The organism is Prevotella sp. P3-92, assembly GCF_002251205.1.
Taxonomy (GTDB): Bacteria; Bacteroidota; Bacteroidia; order Bacteroidales; family Bacteroidaceae; genus Prevotella.
This window is the reverse complement of record NZ_NPJE01000040.1, coordinates 1-15566: the sequence shown is the minus strand read 5'-3', so window position 1 is coordinate 15566 and position 15566 is coordinate 1. Positions and strand designations below refer to the sequence as shown.

Sequence of the window (15566 nt, the reverse complement as noted above, 5' to 3'; positions counted from 1 at the left end):
TTCCTTCGCACCTCGGCAAATCGAGTTAGTTCGTTTGCACTCGGCTTGGCGTCAGTTATCTTGATATTCTTAATTGGTGGCGTTATAAGTGGCATTAGAAACTAAAGACCTTTTATATACTGTACAAAATCAGTCATTATTGGTCTTGCTTCTGAGCCCTCCGAAAATATCTTCATAATATTGCAAGTATCAGGCTTGACATAGGGATACAATGAAAGGTACTCTCGTCTTGGAGTTACCTGCTTAGCATCTGATGTCACAGGCATAATAAAGCACTTATGAGTATGCCCATCTACCACGCCCAACTCCCAGGGCATCCAATTACTTTGACCGGCACTTGGAGACTGCGCATATAGCAAACTCTTGCTATTCATAAGACGGTTATGGATTCTTTGTGCAGTTGTTTTTTCACAATTGTCACGTTGCATATCTGGGTCAACAATACAATCCAGATAGACTTTTAGTCCTTTCTTGGTAAGAAAAAAATATATTGCTTTAACGGCTTCTATATTCTTGATGTTATATGATAGAAACACATCAAACTTGGCATCAGCACGAGAATCTCTTACTCGTGTCGAGAACTCACGTTGTTCATAGAGAGGAATCTGCCTTGCCTGGTCTAGAAAAAATTGTTCACTAAAAAACTCCATCTATTATATCCTTTCTTCCTTTACTAAAGTCCAATAATGTTCTCCTAAAATTGTCAGTTTGCAAGCTTTTCGCTCCATGGCCGCAAAGTACATGTGCTCTGCACCTATCGGAACAACAAGGTTCAAACGGTTATACTTTTGAAGAATTCTGAACTTCTCTGCATTAGTTTCATTTGTCTCTCCTGATGTAGGCTCAAAAGAAGGATCCAACGGAAACTCATAACCTTTGTCAGGAAACAAGTTATCAATCTTTTTCAAATCTTCCAAGGAAATGGGGGGCGTCACTCTACGAAGAGAAATAAAACTCCTAACGTTAGTCTTGAATATGGGGCGTTGACTCCATGCTCCAAGCGAACGATCAATATGGGCATAAACACTACCAGGAGAGATTTCACCCACAAGGTTGGCAGCGCTTCCGTTCATTGCATCTACCAACAAACCCGTAAATAATCCTCTTCCACCATTTTCTACTGCATATTGGTCACGTGCTGAAGCTGTCAAAATTGTGGTACCTTCTGAGAGTACAGCATTATTACCTAATGCTTTAACATTACCAAACTGACCAGAATGGCAACAATCAAGTACAATTACCTTATTCTTAGAACGAGAGTTGTTCACATATGACATAATATCATCCATAGATACACCATCGTCACCTGTTTTGCAATCAGATGTGATAAGATAACCCGAATCGCTATCAATATAACCATGGCCAGAGAAATAAAGAAGAGACACCTCCGTTTCATCATCAAACAGGTCAGAAATAAGTGCTTTCAACTCATCTTTGGTAATGGCTGTCGAGTCATCAGATGATGTCTTCAACAGAACATCAAAATTCTTCGTGCCGTCACCATGACGCTCCAAAACCTGACGCACAGAATATGCGTCATTTACGCAACCACCTAAACGGTTGGCGTGTGCGTAAAAGTCTATACCAACAATTAATGCTTTTCTCATACTAAGCTAATTCTCTTATTGCTGCTACTATAGATTCTGTATTCCAACGAACCATTTTATCCGCATGGTTTGAAACCACAGTAGAAATTCTTTCTTGTCCTCTGGGTATTACACCAAGAATTGGTTTGGATAACTCTTGGGCTTTATCCAATTCCCAAGTCATCCAATCACTATGAGATGCATATACACCCGCCAAACCAATAACTATATCAGCATTGGCTATACGCTGGGCAACACGAGCACGAACATAATAAATATTCTCTGATTTAATTGCATTCTCAGGTGTCACCTCAGAGAAATCAACATTGAAGTAGCCACGTTCCTGGAGATGCAGTTTTAAACTACGAAGGTCATCAAGATGATCCCAGCTGTGACTTATGAATACATTATATTTTTTTGCCATAAACTTAATTATATTTTTGTTCTGACTGGCAGTATCGAACTGCATCACCGATACGACCACCTGTGCAATCAGAAGATGTTTGATGTTTTATGGATGATGTATGATGTGATAAGAGATGGATGATGTATGAAGTATGATGTTTGACGTTATTCCACGCCGTCCAACTTTTTGCAGCGATGTGTAAGTACCTTAACCAATTCCTCACAGTCAGCGTAAATACTACTATGCTGTTTATCGTCTAAATATCCATTTCGGTGAAGCAAGTCTATCCAATATAGGCTTTCTCGGGCCTCCTTCAAGGCTATATATGACTTTGATTTGAAATCTGCTTTACTAATTGCGCTTGACGCTTCAGCGTTGTTTGCTCCGACACTTGTGCCAGACCTCAAAAGTTGGTTACAAAGATTCGAGACAGCTTGCAAGTGCACAGGAATAGATTTGTTATAGACTCGTTTCCCATTTACCATCTTGTAGCCAGGCTTCTTATTAGCAGCCTGCTCTAACAAGTAGTCATTGAGCTTTATTATGCGGTCGCCAAAAGCCAAGCACTTGGTCTGTATGGCATCGGAGATTTCAGACATGATATAAGATTTCGTTGGATGAGGATTCAACCTTTGTTCATATTGGCAGGGAGGATTCGGTCTACTATGACGAAGGATGCTTCAATATGATAGACGTACACCCATTTACGGTTATGAGATACCATCCGGCGTGCCTCGGGGTGTATCTGACGCAGTGTCATTGATGTTGTCTTGCCATAGAGATCAGCATAAAATGCCAACGTCTTTATCTCCTCACGCATATTATTGGCATAGCGAATAGCTCCTTCCACCGTCATCATAGACTTAAGGAACTTGCGCAATTCTGCCATGTCTGCACGAGCTCCATGACTGATTCGAACCTCATAGATTTGCATAATCCTCGCGCACCTTGTCTATCAGTTCATCGAAGTATTCGTCCACAGACATTGTACTGGCCATTATCCTATTTCGGGTGGAAGTGGCATTGAAATTCTGCTTCGTATCTGTTGCTTGATTGGTTACTATCATAATACTGCTTTTATTTTGTGGGCAAAGATACGAAAAAGATTTGAATCTTATCGCACTTTGAACCATTATTTTTCAATTTTTGTATTTTATGCTGCATGCCTGCTCTGCTGTGTCTTGTAACTTTCGTTAACAGTCAAAGTGCAAAATATCTTAATGCTATTGCAGGAATGCCTGAATTATGCTAATTTTGTAGTGAAAAGACCAGGAAAGGTCCGATTCCCGGATGTCTGATGAATGTCGTAAAGATGTTAGATGGAAGAAGGAAGATGGAAGATGTTGCTACACCCATTCTATAACTCCTCTTATTCTGTATCATTGATTTTTTTACAACGATGATGGAGAACTTTTACCAACTCCTCACAGTCACCATATATAGACTCGTATTGCCTATCATCAATAAAACTATTCCTATGAAGCAATTCAATCCAATAAAGTGATTCTCGAGCCTCCTTTAGTGCAATAAAAGATTTGCTTTTGAAATCAGCTTTACTAATGCCGTTACATGCCTCGGCATTATTGGCTCCAATGCTGGTTCCTGCCCGAAGTAACTGATTGCAGAGATTTGACACGGATTGCAAATGAAGTGGGATGGAAGAAGGAAGATGTAAGATGGAAGATGTCTTTTGTCCAGGCTTACGTTGCCTCAATTCTTTCTTATATTTCTCATGCTCCATCGCAGCCTGTGCCAGCAAATAGTCATTGAGCTTTATTATGCGGTCGCCAAAGGCTAGGCATTTTGCTTGTATCGCATCTGAGATTATTGACATAGTCGAAGTAAGAGGTGATATGTAAGAAGTAAGAATTTAATATTCTGCTTGCGTATTTCAAAATTTTTTTTTACCTTAGCGGCAGAGATGTCAGATGTATGATGGCTGACGGCTGAAGTTTTCTTTACAACGTCTTAAATGCCATCCTCAGGGCTATATTCCCTTTAGCCTCCCAACAAATGAAATTGTTGTGGAAATGTTGTAGGAAAATCGGCTCTCTTTTCATAACTTGCTGAGTATCAGTGGCGGTAAAAAAGTGGAGTATCTATGGAAAATCTAACCTATTGGTATTTCCTTATTTCCTCTCTAAAAAGAGCAATGTTCATCAGATTAACAAACATTTTTTCAGAATCCACCTGATCTTCCTTTCGCCGCAGGATAGTTCTTCTATTCCTGGACCCGATGTGGTATCAGTCCCAGTGACGTGGATGCCCTTTGGAAAACGGTGGTTGTCATAACGTTGTTTTCGTCGGCGATAGAAGAAGAGTGATAGAGCAATCCTGCGTCATTTCCTCTTTCTATTTGATGGAGTCGTTGGCGGTCACCGGCTGTGGTGATGGTGCCATATAGTTATTGACTGGCATCATATAAATCCTTATTTTAGAGGTTTTTCTGAGTGACCCTCGGGTCATCATTTTCCTTGTAGCGTACAAAGGTACACATTTTTCTGTATATAACATCAAAATGTTGCGAAAAAATTTATCCACGGAGTTATTTGGGGGTTGCTTCGCAAGAAATCTTTGGGGGAAATCTTTAATAATAAAATATGGCCGGGGGCCAGAAATTATTATGGATCCACGGAGGACACGGAGGGCACGGATGGTTAATGTCTCGCGAAAGATAAGTTTTGAGTTATACTCATGCTGTCTATTCCATCGAAGTCGTTGGTAAGCTATTTGTTTTCCACGCCTTCATTGATATACCCAGCAGTCTTGTGGAGACTAAACTTATCTTCGCCAAGGTGCAAAGGACACTAAGATCTATTTTCCACGGAGCACACGGAGGACACGGATCATCGGAATTTATACGGATGTAGACGGATTTTTTTTAGTTGCCTAAAGGCAAGAAATCTTTGGAGGAAATCTTTTATGAGATGTTGCTTCGCAAGAAATCAATCATCGGATTTAAACGGATCTAGACGGATTTTTTTTAGTTGCCTAAAGGCAAGAAATCTTTGGAGGAAATCTTTAACTAAGATGATGTCTGAGGTCTGAAGTCTGAGGTTTGAAGTCTGATGGACTGGTCTTTGTCATCCTACGATAATCTCAAAATAAAAATCTCGACTGAAAATGCGCAACAATACGTTGCTTTATGGGAGGGTCTTATTATGGATCGCCTTACAGGCTCGAAATCTTAACTAGAATCTTGAGAAGAATCTTAAACTAACATCTCTAAACTTAAAACTATAACCTTAACGTTAACCTTAACGCTAACAGCTAACCTTTAAACTATAACCTATAACCTAACAGGATAGTTCTTCTATTCCTGGACCCGATGTGGTATCAGTCCCAGTAACGGTGGATGCCCTTTGGAAAACGATGGTTGTCATAACGTTGTTTTCGTCGGCGATAGAAGAAGAGTGATAGAGCAATCCTGCGTCATTTCCTCTTTCTATTTGATGGAGTCGTTGGCGATCACCGGCTGCGGTGATGGTGCCATATTGCTATTGACTGGCATCATATAAATCCTTTTTTTAGAGTTTTTTTCTGAGTGACCCTCAGGTCATCATTTCCCTTGTTGCGTACAAAGATACACATTTTTCTGTATAAAACATCAAAATGTTGCGAAAAATTTTATCCACGGAGCACACGGAGGGCACGGATCGTTGGGAGTTAGACGGAATCTTTTTGGGTAGCCTACGGCTAGAAATCTTGGAGGAAATCTTTAATAATAAAATATGGCCGGAGGCCAGAAATTAATCATCGGAATTTAAACGGAATTAAAACGGAATTATATACGAGTATAGGTAGGATGATAACAAAAATCTTTATATCTAATCTCGACTAGAATACGCTCGAATACCTCGCTTTTGGGGAGGGATTTTTTGGGGATCGCCTTACAGGCTCGAATTTTTGGAGCAGCGAGAGTAGAGTGAAAGCACGCTTTCACTATGCCGAGTCGTGACAAAAATAACCTAAAGGTAAATCTTAACGAAAATCTTTAAAATAATCTTCAACCAGAATCTCTAGACACTAATCACTAACCTATAAACTCTAACCTTTAACCTATAAACTATAACCTTTAACCTATAACCTTAACGCTAAACACTAATCACTAACCTATAAACTCTAACCTTAACCTATAAACTATAACCTTAACGCTAAACTCTAAACACTAAACACTAAACTTTAACCTATAACCTATAAACTATAAACTATTTCTTGTCTAGGATTTCGTATTTGGAGACTTGGCTTTTGTATTCTGGGACGATGTCCTTCATCTTCTTTACTATATCCATGTCATTGTAGGTGTAGGAGAGGTCTAAGAGGGCCTTTTCGTTTTCACATGCTATGGCGTATTCATACTCGCGGACTTTGGCGCGCATGATCTTGGGATGCTTGGTGGGGATGTTTTCTTCCTGGTCGGAAAGGACTTCCTCGTAGAGTTTCTCGCCTTCACGCAAGCCAGTGAATTTTATTCCGATGTTTTTAGCACCGGAAAGGGCTATCATGCGCTTGGCAAGGTCAACAATCTTGACGGGTTTGCCCATATCGAAGACGAAGATCTCACCGCCGTTACCCATGGTGCCTGCCTCAAGGACTAGCTTACAGGCTTCAGGGATGAGCATGAAGAAACGGATGATGTCGGGATGGGTGACAGTGAGAGGACCGCCATTTCTAATCTGTTGCTTGAACAAGGGGATGACAGAACCGTTGCTACCCAGCACATTACCGAAGCGGGTTGTGACAAACTGGGTGATGCCCTTTACCGTGCCTTCGGCAATGGCTTTATTGAGTGATTGACAGTAGATCTCACAGATGCGCTTGCTGCAGCCCATCACATTGGTGGGATTGACTGCCTTGTCGGTGGATATCATCACGAATTTCTTGGTGCCATACTTGACTGCCAGGTCTGCAATAACACGGGTGCCATAGATATTGTTTTGCACGGCCATAGCAGGATTGTCTTCCATCATCGGCACGTGTTTATAGGCTGCGGCATGGAAGACATACTCTGGCTGATGCGCCGCAAAGATGGCTTCCATGAAAGTGGCATTACAGATACTTGCTACGATGGTCTCTGACTTGATAGCAGGGAACTGGCGTTGCATCAGCAGACGGATATCATGCATGGGGGTTTCTGCCTGGTCGATAAGGATCAGTTCTGAGGGATGATAGACAGCGACCTGGCGTACCATCTCTGAACCGATACTACCGGCAGCACCTGTTATCATGATCCTTTTACCAGTGAGAAGAGCACCAATGGCATTCATATCCACCTCTATCTTATCGCGTGGCAGGAGGTCTTCGATATCTACTTCATGGAGCTGGTCTTGCGGCAATTCGCTTTTCCCGTCCCACTCTAAAGCATGGGGCATCATCATGATCTTGATGCCATTAGCGATGAGTTCATTGATGAGGTGGTCGTCTTCACGGAATATATCTGCTTGAACCGGGGATACCAAGATGGCATCAATGCCATCGGCTTTCAACTGGGATGCTAACGTATCTTCTACCTCACGGACTTTCACACCCATGAGCATGTGGCCTACCATCTGTCCGTCGGGACTAATGAAGCTATCAAGGACATAGCGTTGAGGGGATTGGCTCTTGATCATTTTCGCCATGCCTATAGCGCCATGTTTGATGCCATAGATCACGGTCTTCAGGGCTTGTTCGTCTTTTCGTCTCGCGTCAAACATGCTCTTCACGGCTACTCTGACCATAAACATCAAACAGGTTGATGAGGTGAACATCAAGATAATACCTGAGAGGGATGGCATCAGGACTTCATCGATGGACCATACATGATTCACTACCAACGACATCAGGTAGGTCAGCAGGGATCCGAGTGATGTTGCTGCTGCGATTCGTTGCAGGTCAACGAAGGAGGAGTAGCGCACTACCCCACTATAGGTGCTAAACACGCGAAAGGCTATCACAAAGAGCAATACGCATAGCAGCAGGGAGTGGGTAATGGCCCAGAAACTGGCGGCAAACCCTGAACCTCCGAGTTCAAAGTATTCGGCGAGGTAGCCGGAGAACATCACAATGGCGCAGTCTAAGCATAATACGCCCCAATATGGTAGTGCTTTACTGGTAAAATACCAATTAAATACTTTTTGAATCATAATCGTTATTATATTATCTCACAGGTTACACGGATCATCGGATTGTTTTCGTTAAGCCATGAGCAGAATAAAGCTCCATTTTATGGCACCTTTTCTCGCCATGGCAGAGTTTAAGTGAACTTAATTCTGCTCATTTGGCTTAACGAAAACGTTCGCTTTAATTATGCCGTGGCGAGAAAACAAAGGCGTAGCCAATTTAGACGGATGTTAAACGGATATTTTTTTGGTTGCGCGAGCGCAAGAAATCTTTGGAGGAAATCTTTAATAAAGAATGGCCGGGGCAGAAAAGGATAACAATGCTGCTTGATTTTGGGAGTTGCTTCGCAAGATGTTTTGGAGTAGCGAAGACAGAGTGAGAGCGCGCTTTCACTATGCTGAGTCACGACAAAACAAACCATAGGTAAATCTTTGGAGGAAATCTTCTTAAAGAATGGCCGGGGGCCAGAAATTAATCATCGGGAATTTAGACAGAATTAAAACGGAATTATTTTGGGTTTGCCTGTCGGCAAGATATTTTGGAGAATGAAACATGAAACACAGGGACAGGTTTCTCATTGCATTAACGCTCTGCACAAGTCTCCACTCGAATGAGGAATTTTTCGAATCACCCCGTCCCTCTTTAGATTAGCTGCACTCGACAATTTGAAAGCAAACTTTCATTGCGCTCATTTGCAAAAACTTTAGCCAAAGAGAGTTCCACGTCCTAACCAAGCCTTCCCTTCTCAGAATGGAAGGATGTAACCGCCCTATAGTGCTCGAGAATGGTGTATGCAACAGAATTACAATATATCTTTCACAAACGGCAATATTACCTGTCCTAGTTTGAAGACTTCGGTACTATACAGTTTAAGTACTTGATTTTCTTCTTCATACGTTGCTTTAGCGTTCTGAATTGCAACTTCTATCATAGCAGGATGTTTTCTGCTGTCAAATCCACCCGGTATTTGAGCATCAACAAATTCCTTTATCGAAGAATACTTATCTACATCATTTTTCACAGGCTTTTCACTAAACTTATGATAATAAAGCCATATCTCAAAACTAGGATTACTCTGAGACACATACCAGGTTTCATTATCCAATCCTGCATTCTGACTCTTACAGAAATTTCGCAAATCTGTGATTTTACTTCCCCATGAATCCGTATCTATCACAAACCACACATTGTCTTGCTGGCTTACATCCAAAGTGAATTTCGGACTTACATCAGAATTTATTCCAAATTCTTCCTGTGCAGCTTCCATCAACTTCTCAGGATCAGTCTTACCATCCTTGCTTGGAATCGGAATGATATTCACGTTGGATGACAAGCCACAGAAAAATCTGAAATAATCAAACTCTCTTTTGTTTCCTTCACAATAGATGTATATCTTGCGAGAATCACGCAATGGTTCCTGGCGCTCATAACGTCTTGACCTTACCAAATATTTATTCTTCATCCCAGTGCAATGTTTTGAGATCGTTCATAAATGGTATTCCACCATATCTACCATTCAGATATCCATTCTCTACATTAGCCGTAGAATGAACATTGAAATCACTCAGAGAATATAATTGCGTTGCACCAGACAAGTTTTTCTGGGCAAACCAGATTTCATCAGTACGAAGAATATCCTGATCAAGAAGACAAGTCTCGTGAGTAGAGAATATCAGCTGACCATTCATTTTGTCATCCTTAGAAATTAAACGGATAAGTTCCTTTATGACAGAAGGATGAATACTACGTTCTATTTCGTCAATAACCACCACCTCGCTTTCCTTCAATATACTATGGAGCATCGGGATGTAATCCAATAGTCTCTTGGTACCATCAGACTCCATGCCTAAGCTAAATGGCACTTCATTTCCCTCACTATCCGCATGAGTCGTATTCAAAGTCTCTTCTATCACCTTTCCATCTTCCATCGTATAACTGACACGTTCTCCAAAATAAGGAGTCATTCTATCCAGGATAGCCCCGTCATGATGCTCCAAAGTCTCAAATATTTCCGCATTCTTCTCATTTCGCTCAATTTCCTTTTTCATTGGCAATATACCTTTTACGCCAGTAGAAAATGTAGCCATCAATGTATTGCCAAACTTCAATAGTTTGGCATCTTCTCCAAAGACATGAGCTATAGGAAATAAGATTTCATCAGCATTAACGACATTCAATGTTTGTCTGAACCAATTGAAAGCTATTTTTGTTTCAGGAAACTCTTTATCATACTTATCTTGTAGCATTGTGAGAAGAACATCCTTTCTTCCTAGAAATTTCTCTGCTAACATATCTACAAAGAGCTGAGCCTTTGGCTCCTTGCTATAGCCATCATAGAAATGAAGATTTTCCTTACCATTATCAAATTCTCGCTCAAAGATTGTTCTATCTTCATCGATAGACAACGTTTCAGACAAGCCTTCATACAGGACACCTGATCCTTCAAAAGAAATCGTATAAAAATATGTATGCTCAGCTGCAACAAACTCTACGGCAAGTGAAGAGCATCTATCTGCACATGTTTTGTCCAACTTAAACTTCAAACTATCAACTACAGAAGGAATACTGCCATTTAATACCAAATTCTGCAAAAGGCCTAAAGCCTTTATCATATTAGACTTGCCCGCCCCATTTGCACCATATAGAGCAGCCATCTTAAGATAAGCTATCTTGCCGATATATCGCTTATGCATAGAATGCCTTTGGCTCTTGTTGGTAAACATGTTAAATTCTACCTGATGGTTGAAAGAGTATAAATTATCTATGATAATACGTAAAATCATAATTTTTAAAGCTTAAATAGTGAATATTCACTGCAAAGATAAGGATAAACATCCTAATAAGCAAAAAACACAGCTATTCCCAGTTAGAAAAGCGTTATTTTTCAACGTTTTTAACTTCTTACAACTTATTATTTTACCAAGCCAGTTTCTTCTGGCACGCAGATTGCGCGGATGACACAGACATTTGGCCTATGCGGTCTGGGGAGTAATCTTATCTTCTATATAGATGAACGACTGGGGAACCTTGAAGTTTGGAATCAAAGACTCGGGATTAATTGCTTCCTTATATTCCTTACAATCCTTTATCATCAATGCTACTGCCTTCTCCCTTCCCTTATAGTACTTATCAAAGAACTTCCTGGTAACGCCAGACTGGTGTCTGGTTTCTTTCCAGATGTTCTCTGGGGTATCACAAAGGATTTTCTCAATCTTGAACTCACCAACTATTTTGCTGATGGGACGGCTGGCGTAGATATATACGGTATCCACCTTTTGCTTGAAGAGAACCTTACGGTACTCATATTGCTTTTCCCCAGAAAAGATTTTCTCTACAAACTCAGGCTTAATCGATAATATAACGTTCATCTATTTCTCCTAATTCCAATAGTTTATCAAATTGAGCATCGGTAAGTTTAAAGAATCCCCAATACTTGGGATTCAAACCAACCTGCTCTTTCATTACCTTGTTGATTACCTTTTTGGTAAAAGCTATATTGTACACCATCTTGACAACAGTGAAATAGTTCTTCGTGTGATACCAACCTCTCAATTCTTTCTCGCTAAATACAGAATAGCGATTGGTATATTTAACGAAATCATCATCATTGGTAAAGTCCTTGATTGTCTTTACCTCGCAGACGGTACAGACTGATGTACATACGCTGCGATAGGAGGCTGGTCCTTGATAGTCGGAAGTGCGATAGATGACAAGTTTATCTCCTTTCTTCAACTCCTTGACTCCTTGCATCCAGCATATATATATTTTGTAGATACTGTTGGTCTCCGATACATCCTGTATGAGGTCATACTTCTGTTCAGTTTTCAAAATGGAGTCTGGGAATAGTTTGGTATGATATTCCGGCTTGATAGAGAGTACATACTTTCTGGAACCTGTCTTCCGGACAAAGGGATAGTCAAGCATCAGGTCGTTTACTTGTGTTCTCATGTCCTTGACCAATGCATACTCGCTACTACCATCTTCATGTTTCTTGTCAGCTATATGAGAAAAACCGAATTTCTCGAACATCGTTACCAGATTCCGTAATTCCTCTGTCGGGAACATAGTGACATAGATTTCATCGACATCCTCAGCAATTGCCTTATCCATGATTTTCTTCATGAATCGCTCACCACGAGTGGTATGTCGGTCTTCATTGTCCACCTTGAAGGTACCCACCTTCAGGCGTTTCTTGGCTGGAAGTACTGGAGTCAAGTCTGAAAGAGCCTCTTCCTCTATCTTCAAGTAGAGGAAATCTTTCAACTCGTTATCTACATAATAGCAATAAGCTGTGGCTCCTGCTGCAGCCTTCTTGTTATACCATTCATTAAACTCAGGATAACTGTCCCTCAATGAATCGAAAAAGGAATCATTGAGATCTATATCTGAAAATCGTTGCAGCTGTAAGTCCATTGGTCTTCTTTCTTGATTATTCTTTATCTTGTTTTTTAACTCGTCTGCAGGTTTCTCCTCTACTTTCTGCTCTGCCTGGCTGGCATTGGGCGCGATGAGATTGTTACCTCCGTGAATATTGAAGATGATATGAGGATTCTGGCACTCCTTGATTAGATCAATGCGGTCATGATACTCCTTAAGCGAGATCAGCGGGACGGTTCTACTGACCCACTGTGGAAAGTGACTCTTCAGTCTTTCCCTCTACGAACTGCAGTATATTGTCAATTGAAGCTATCATATGCTCCAAACGCTGACGATCTCTAATTGGTTCTCTCATAAATCAATAGTCTGTCTTTATTAGCACTTTCGACTGCAAATGGGAGAAGGGTGCCATCTTCTATCAAATCAACTGAACGATGAAGAAGGTCCTCAAGGTCGCAAATCATGGATGCATGCTTGAGAAGACTTACCTTCTGGTTGCGGTCATAAACTACTAGGATATCTACATCACTCAATGGTGTATCTTCACCACGAGCGACTGAACCAAAGACCCACGCCTTAACTACAGGCTGGGACTTGAAGTAGTCGGCTATGGTTTGAATCATTACTGTATTCATATCCTTGAAATTTATAAGTTTTTTTTCTGTATTCCGTGGATTTTTAATGTCGCACAGAAACCAATCATCGGAATTTATCCACGGAGCACACGGAGGACACGGATCATCGGAATTTAGACGGAATTAATACGGAATTTTGGGGGGTAGCCTACGGCTAGAAATCTTGGAGGAAATCTTTAATAAAATGTTGCTTCGCAAGAAATAATTCAATTACCAAGAAACTATAATCTTTAAAGAAAATCATTACCAAAATACGCAACAGTACGTTGCTTTATGGGAGCGTTTTGTTATGGATCGCATCGGAGATGCTCGAAATCTTAACTAGAATCTTCAACCAGAATCTCTAAACACTAAACACTAACCTATAAACTATAACCTTTAACCTATAATCTCTAAACACTCCGTGTTCTCCGTGTGGTCCGTGGATTTAACAGGATAGTTCTTCTATTCCTGGACCCGATGGAGTATCAGTCCCAGTGACGTGGTTGCCCTTTGGAAAACGGTGGTTTTCGTCGGCGATAGAAGAAGAGTGATAGAGCAATCCTGCGTCATTTCCTCTTTCTATTTGATGGAGTCGTTGGCGATCACCGGCTGCGGTGATGGTGCCATATTGCTATTGACTGGCATCATATAAGTCCTTCGTTTTGTGTTTAACGATTCGTAGCAAGGGGTTATGACAGTGATAACAGGTTTGTTTGAATCTAGCATTTTCCCCTCGTGCGTGTGTCGCTATCAAGGGTTTTCTGGTGACCCTCAGGTCATCATTTCCCTTGTAGCGTACAAAGGTACGCATTTTTCTGTATATAACATCAAAATGTTGCGAAAAAAATTGTCGCACCGAAAGCAATCATCGGAATTTAGACGGATTTTAAACGGATTTTTTAATGTCGCGTTGCAGACAAACGACTAACAAACTTGCAGTAATTCCGTATATATTCCGTTTAAATTCCGATGATTATATAATTCATCTGATGACTACAATCGGACGAGACGCTTAAATTCCAATTTTTCTTGTCCAAAATTTATAAGGAATCCTATTTTATGGCCTGTAATCTTTAGATAATTAATGACCTGAGCCTGAAAGACATGATCCATCTGAGTCACCGCCTTTAATTCTACAATCACTTTATTATCAACAACGAAGTCTGCTATATAATCACATTGCAACTGTTTGCCGTGATATTGAACAGATAAATGTTTCTCGCGTTCAAAAGGAATGTTCATCTCATGCATCTGTATGGCCAAAGCCTCTTGATAGACCTTTTCCATAAAGCCACAACCTAACTCGTTATGAACTTGATAGGCTGCCTTTATAATTCTTTCTGTTAATTCTTCAAATAAAATCATAGGCACAATGTATTAAATTTTTACAATTATTATATTCGAGCGAAACGTTCTAAGTCATATCTTTTTACATCATCGGAATTTAGACGGATTTAAACGGATTTTTTAATGTCGCAAAGAAATTCTGTGTGACATTATTCGGCGGGGGTGAAGTCTTCGTTGTGGACGTCGCGGAGGGCGACGGCATAGCCGCCGACCTCGATGACGAGTTGGCGGTCGCGGTCAACGCGGACGATGTAGCCCTCGAAACCTTTGAAGATGCCAGTGAGGACACGGAGTTTGACGCGGTCTTTGGCGAATTTCAGGAAGGGGTCACGTAAGAAGGTGATGTGTTCGGGGTGACTGGAGAGGACTTGCATGAAAGGTTGCATCTTCTGGTGGGAGATGCTGGCGGGGAGTCCTGTGCTGCAGTCTTTGATCAGATGGTAAGAGGGGTAATGGGTGCGTAAGAAGGTTTGGAGTGACTGGGTGTCACCCTGTAGGAAGACGAGACCACTGACGGTGGGGAGGTGTTTCTTGATGACTCCCTTGCCATTACTCTTCTGTTTATATTTATAGGAGTAATGGACGAAACAGGCGTGAGGGGCTTCGGGATGGGCGAGGTTGTAGGCGTCCATCTCTTTTTTGAACGCCTCTACCTGTCTGTTATGTACGAAGAGGTAGCCCCAGGGTTGTTGGTCATCCCCTGCCTTTTCTTCGGCATTAGATACATGTTGTTTTACTGGTTCTGATGTAGCATCAGCACTTTTGATACGTATGCCTTTAGGAAAACGCTTGTCGTTTTCGTTGGCAACAGAAGGTGTTATAGAGCAATCCTGCGTCATTTTTTTTATTCTATTGTTTGAGGTTTAGTGGGTTGCCACCCATGTGGCGTACAAAGTTACGAATTATTTTTTAATATCACACAGAAATCAGTGATTTTGTTTATCCACGGAGGACAATCATCGGATCATCGGATCATCGGATCATCGGAATTTAGACGGATTTAAACTCTAAGTTTGCAGAAGAATGCGACGCAGTCGCATAAATGTTAAATAATCAAGGTAAAACTATGATTGCTAAAGACAGTTTCGTACCTTTGTTGTAAAAAGGTAGAATCGGTCTGTCGAAGAGGTA

At 41.0% G+C, this 15566-nt stretch carries 15 protein-coding genes; all 15 read right to left on the bottom strand.

What is annotated here, in order from left to right; all coding sequences use genetic code 11:
* Positions 1-101: 101 nt before the first annotated feature.
* The 15 genes from CIK93_RS06040 to CIK93_RS05975 all read right to left on the bottom strand — a co-directional run bounded on the left by CIK93_RS06040 (position 102) and on the right by CIK93_RS05975 (position 15274).
* Entirely contained in the window at positions 102-650 is a 549-nt protein-coding gene (locus CIK93_RS06040) for a TIR domain-containing protein (RefSeq protein ID WP_094446876.1), read from the bottom strand.
* A 3-nt stretch (positions 651-653) separates the two neighbouring features.
* Complete coding sequence (locus CIK93_RS06035) at positions 654-1607, bottom strand: caspase family protein (RefSeq protein ID WP_094446875.1); 954 nt, start codon at positions 1605-1607, stop codon at positions 654-656.
* A 1-nt stretch (position 1608) separates the two neighbouring features.
* A complete protein-coding gene (locus CIK93_RS06030) occupies positions 1609-2010 on the bottom strand; it encodes a TIR domain-containing protein (RefSeq protein WP_094446941.1) in 402 nt (133 codons plus the stop codon).
* 146 nt (positions 2011-2156) lie between these two features.
* Positions 2157-2477 (bottom strand): four helix bundle protein, encoded by a 321-nt coding sequence (locus CIK93_RS06025; RefSeq protein ID WP_094446940.1) that lies wholly within the window; start codon positions 2475-2477, stop codon positions 2157-2159.
* Positions 2478-2617: 140 nt separating this feature from the next.
* Complete coding sequence (locus CIK93_RS06020) at positions 2618-2926, bottom strand: hypothetical protein (protein WP_094390743.1); 309 nt, start codon at positions 2924-2926, stop codon at positions 2618-2620.
* Positions 2913-3059, bottom strand: coding sequence for a hypothetical protein (locus CIK93_RS13630; protein WP_158214994.1), 147 nt, complete (start codon positions 3057-3059; stop codon positions 2913-2915). Before CIK93_RS13630 ends, CIK93_RS06020 begins: the two co-directional genes overlap by 14 nt.
* A 302-nt stretch (positions 3060-3361) precedes the next feature.
* Complete coding sequence (locus CIK93_RS06015; RefSeq protein WP_094464231.1) at positions 3362-3826, bottom strand: four helix bundle protein; 465 nt, start codon at positions 3824-3826, stop codon at positions 3362-3364.
* 2374 nt (positions 3827-6200) lie between these two features.
* The gene (locus CIK93_RS06010) at positions 6201-8117 is read right to left on the bottom strand and encodes a nucleoside-diphosphate sugar epimerase/dehydratase (protein ID WP_094446874.1); all 1917 of its coding nucleotides are present in this window, start codon (positions 8115-8117) and stop codon (positions 6201-6203) included.
* Positions 8118-8896: 779 nt separating this feature from the next.
* Positions 8897-9556, bottom strand: a complete 660-nt coding sequence (locus CIK93_RS06005) for an RloB family protein (RefSeq protein WP_094446873.1) — start codon at positions 9554-9556, stop codon at positions 8897-8899.
* Positions 9546-10877 carry an ATP/GTP-binding protein gene (locus CIK93_RS06000; RefSeq protein ID WP_094446872.1) on the bottom strand — a complete coding sequence of 444 codons (1332 nt, stop codon included), beginning with the start codon at positions 10875-10877 and terminating at the stop codon, positions 9546-9548. Before CIK93_RS06000 ends, CIK93_RS06005 begins: the two co-directional genes overlap by 11 nt.
* 189 nt (positions 10878-11066) lie before the next feature.
* Complete coding sequence (locus tag CIK93_RS05995; protein WP_094446871.1) at positions 11067-11462, bottom strand: ASCH domain-containing protein; 396 nt, start codon at positions 11460-11462, stop codon at positions 11067-11069.
* Positions 11440-12507 carry a hypothetical protein gene (locus CIK93_RS05990; RefSeq protein WP_094446870.1) on the bottom strand — a complete coding sequence of 356 codons (1068 nt, stop codon included), beginning with the start codon at positions 12505-12507 and terminating at the stop codon, positions 11440-11442. The genes CIK93_RS05995 and CIK93_RS05990 overlap by 23 nt, the downstream gene beginning before the upstream one ends.
* A gap of 302 nt (positions 12508-12809) precedes the next feature.
* Entirely contained in the window at positions 12810-13106 is a 297-nt protein-coding gene (locus CIK93_RS05985; RefSeq protein ID WP_094446869.1) for a nucleotidyltransferase family protein, read from the bottom strand.
* Between the two features lie 975 nt (positions 13107-14081).
* Positions 14082-14453 carry a GxxExxY protein gene (locus CIK93_RS05980; protein ID WP_094446868.1) on the bottom strand — a complete coding sequence of 124 codons (372 nt, stop codon included), beginning with the start codon at positions 14451-14453 and terminating at the stop codon, positions 14082-14084.
* 131 nt (positions 14454-14584) lie between these two features.
* A complete protein-coding gene (locus CIK93_RS05975; RefSeq protein ID WP_094446867.1) occupies positions 14585-15274 on the bottom strand; it encodes a hypothetical protein in 690 nt (229 codons plus the stop codon).
* Between the last annotated feature and the right edge of the window lie 292 nt (positions 15275-15566).

Bases quoted from the DNA above. Each gene is read 5' to 3' on its own strand.
- CIK93_RS06040 (WP_094446876.1), bottom strand. From the start codon at position 650: ATGGAGTTTTTTAGTGAACAATTTTTTCTAGACCAGGCAAGGCAGATT.
- CIK93_RS06035 (WP_094446875.1), bottom strand. From the start codon at position 1,607: ATGAGAAAAGCATTAATTGTTGGTATAGACTTTTACGCACACGCCAAC.
- CIK93_RS06030 (WP_094446941.1), bottom strand. From the start codon at position 2,010: ATGGCAAAAAAATATAATGTATTCATAAGTCACAGCTGGGATCATCTT.
- CIK93_RS06025 (WP_094446940.1), bottom strand. From the start codon at position 2,477: ATGGTAAATGGGAAACGAGTCTATAACAAATCTATTCCTGTGCACTTG.
- CIK93_RS06020 (WP_094390743.1), bottom strand. From the start codon at position 2,926: ATGCAAATCTATGAGGTTCGAATCAGTCATGGAGCTCGTGCAGACATG.
- CIK93_RS13630 (WP_158214994.1), bottom strand. From the start codon at position 3,059: ATGATAGTAACCAATCAAGCAACAGATACGAAGCAGAATTTCAATGCC.
- CIK93_RS06015 (WP_094464231.1), bottom strand. From the start codon at position 3,826: ATGTCAATAATCTCAGATGCGATACAAGCAAAATGCCTAGCCTTTGGC.
- CIK93_RS06010 (WP_094446874.1), bottom strand. From the start codon at position 8,117: ATGATTCAAAAAGTATTTAATTGGTATTTTACCAGTAAAGCACTACCA.
- CIK93_RS06005 (WP_094446873.1), bottom strand. From the start codon at position 9,556: ATGAAGAATAAATATTTGGTAAGGTCAAGACGTTATGAGCGCCAGGAA.
- CIK93_RS06000 (WP_094446872.1), bottom strand. From the start codon at position 10,877: ATGATTTTACGTATTATCATAGATAATTTATACTCTTTCAACCATCAG.
- CIK93_RS05995 (WP_094446871.1), bottom strand. From the start codon at position 11,462: ATGAACGTTATATTATCGATTAAGCCTGAGTTTGTAGAGAAAATCTTT.
- CIK93_RS05990 (WP_094446870.1), bottom strand. From the start codon at position 12,507: ATGGACTTACAGCTGCAACGATTTTCAGATATAGATCTCAATGATTCC.
- CIK93_RS05985 (WP_094446869.1), bottom strand. From the start codon at position 13,106: ATGAATACAGTAATGATTCAAACCATAGCCGACTACTTCAAGTCCCAG.
- CIK93_RS05980 (WP_094446868.1), bottom strand. From the start codon at position 14,453: ATGATTTTATTTGAAGAATTAACAGAAAGAATTATAAAGGCAGCCTAT.
- CIK93_RS05975 (WP_094446867.1), bottom strand. From the start codon at position 15,274: ATGACGCAGGATTGCTCTATAACACCTTCTGTTGCCAACGAAAACGAC.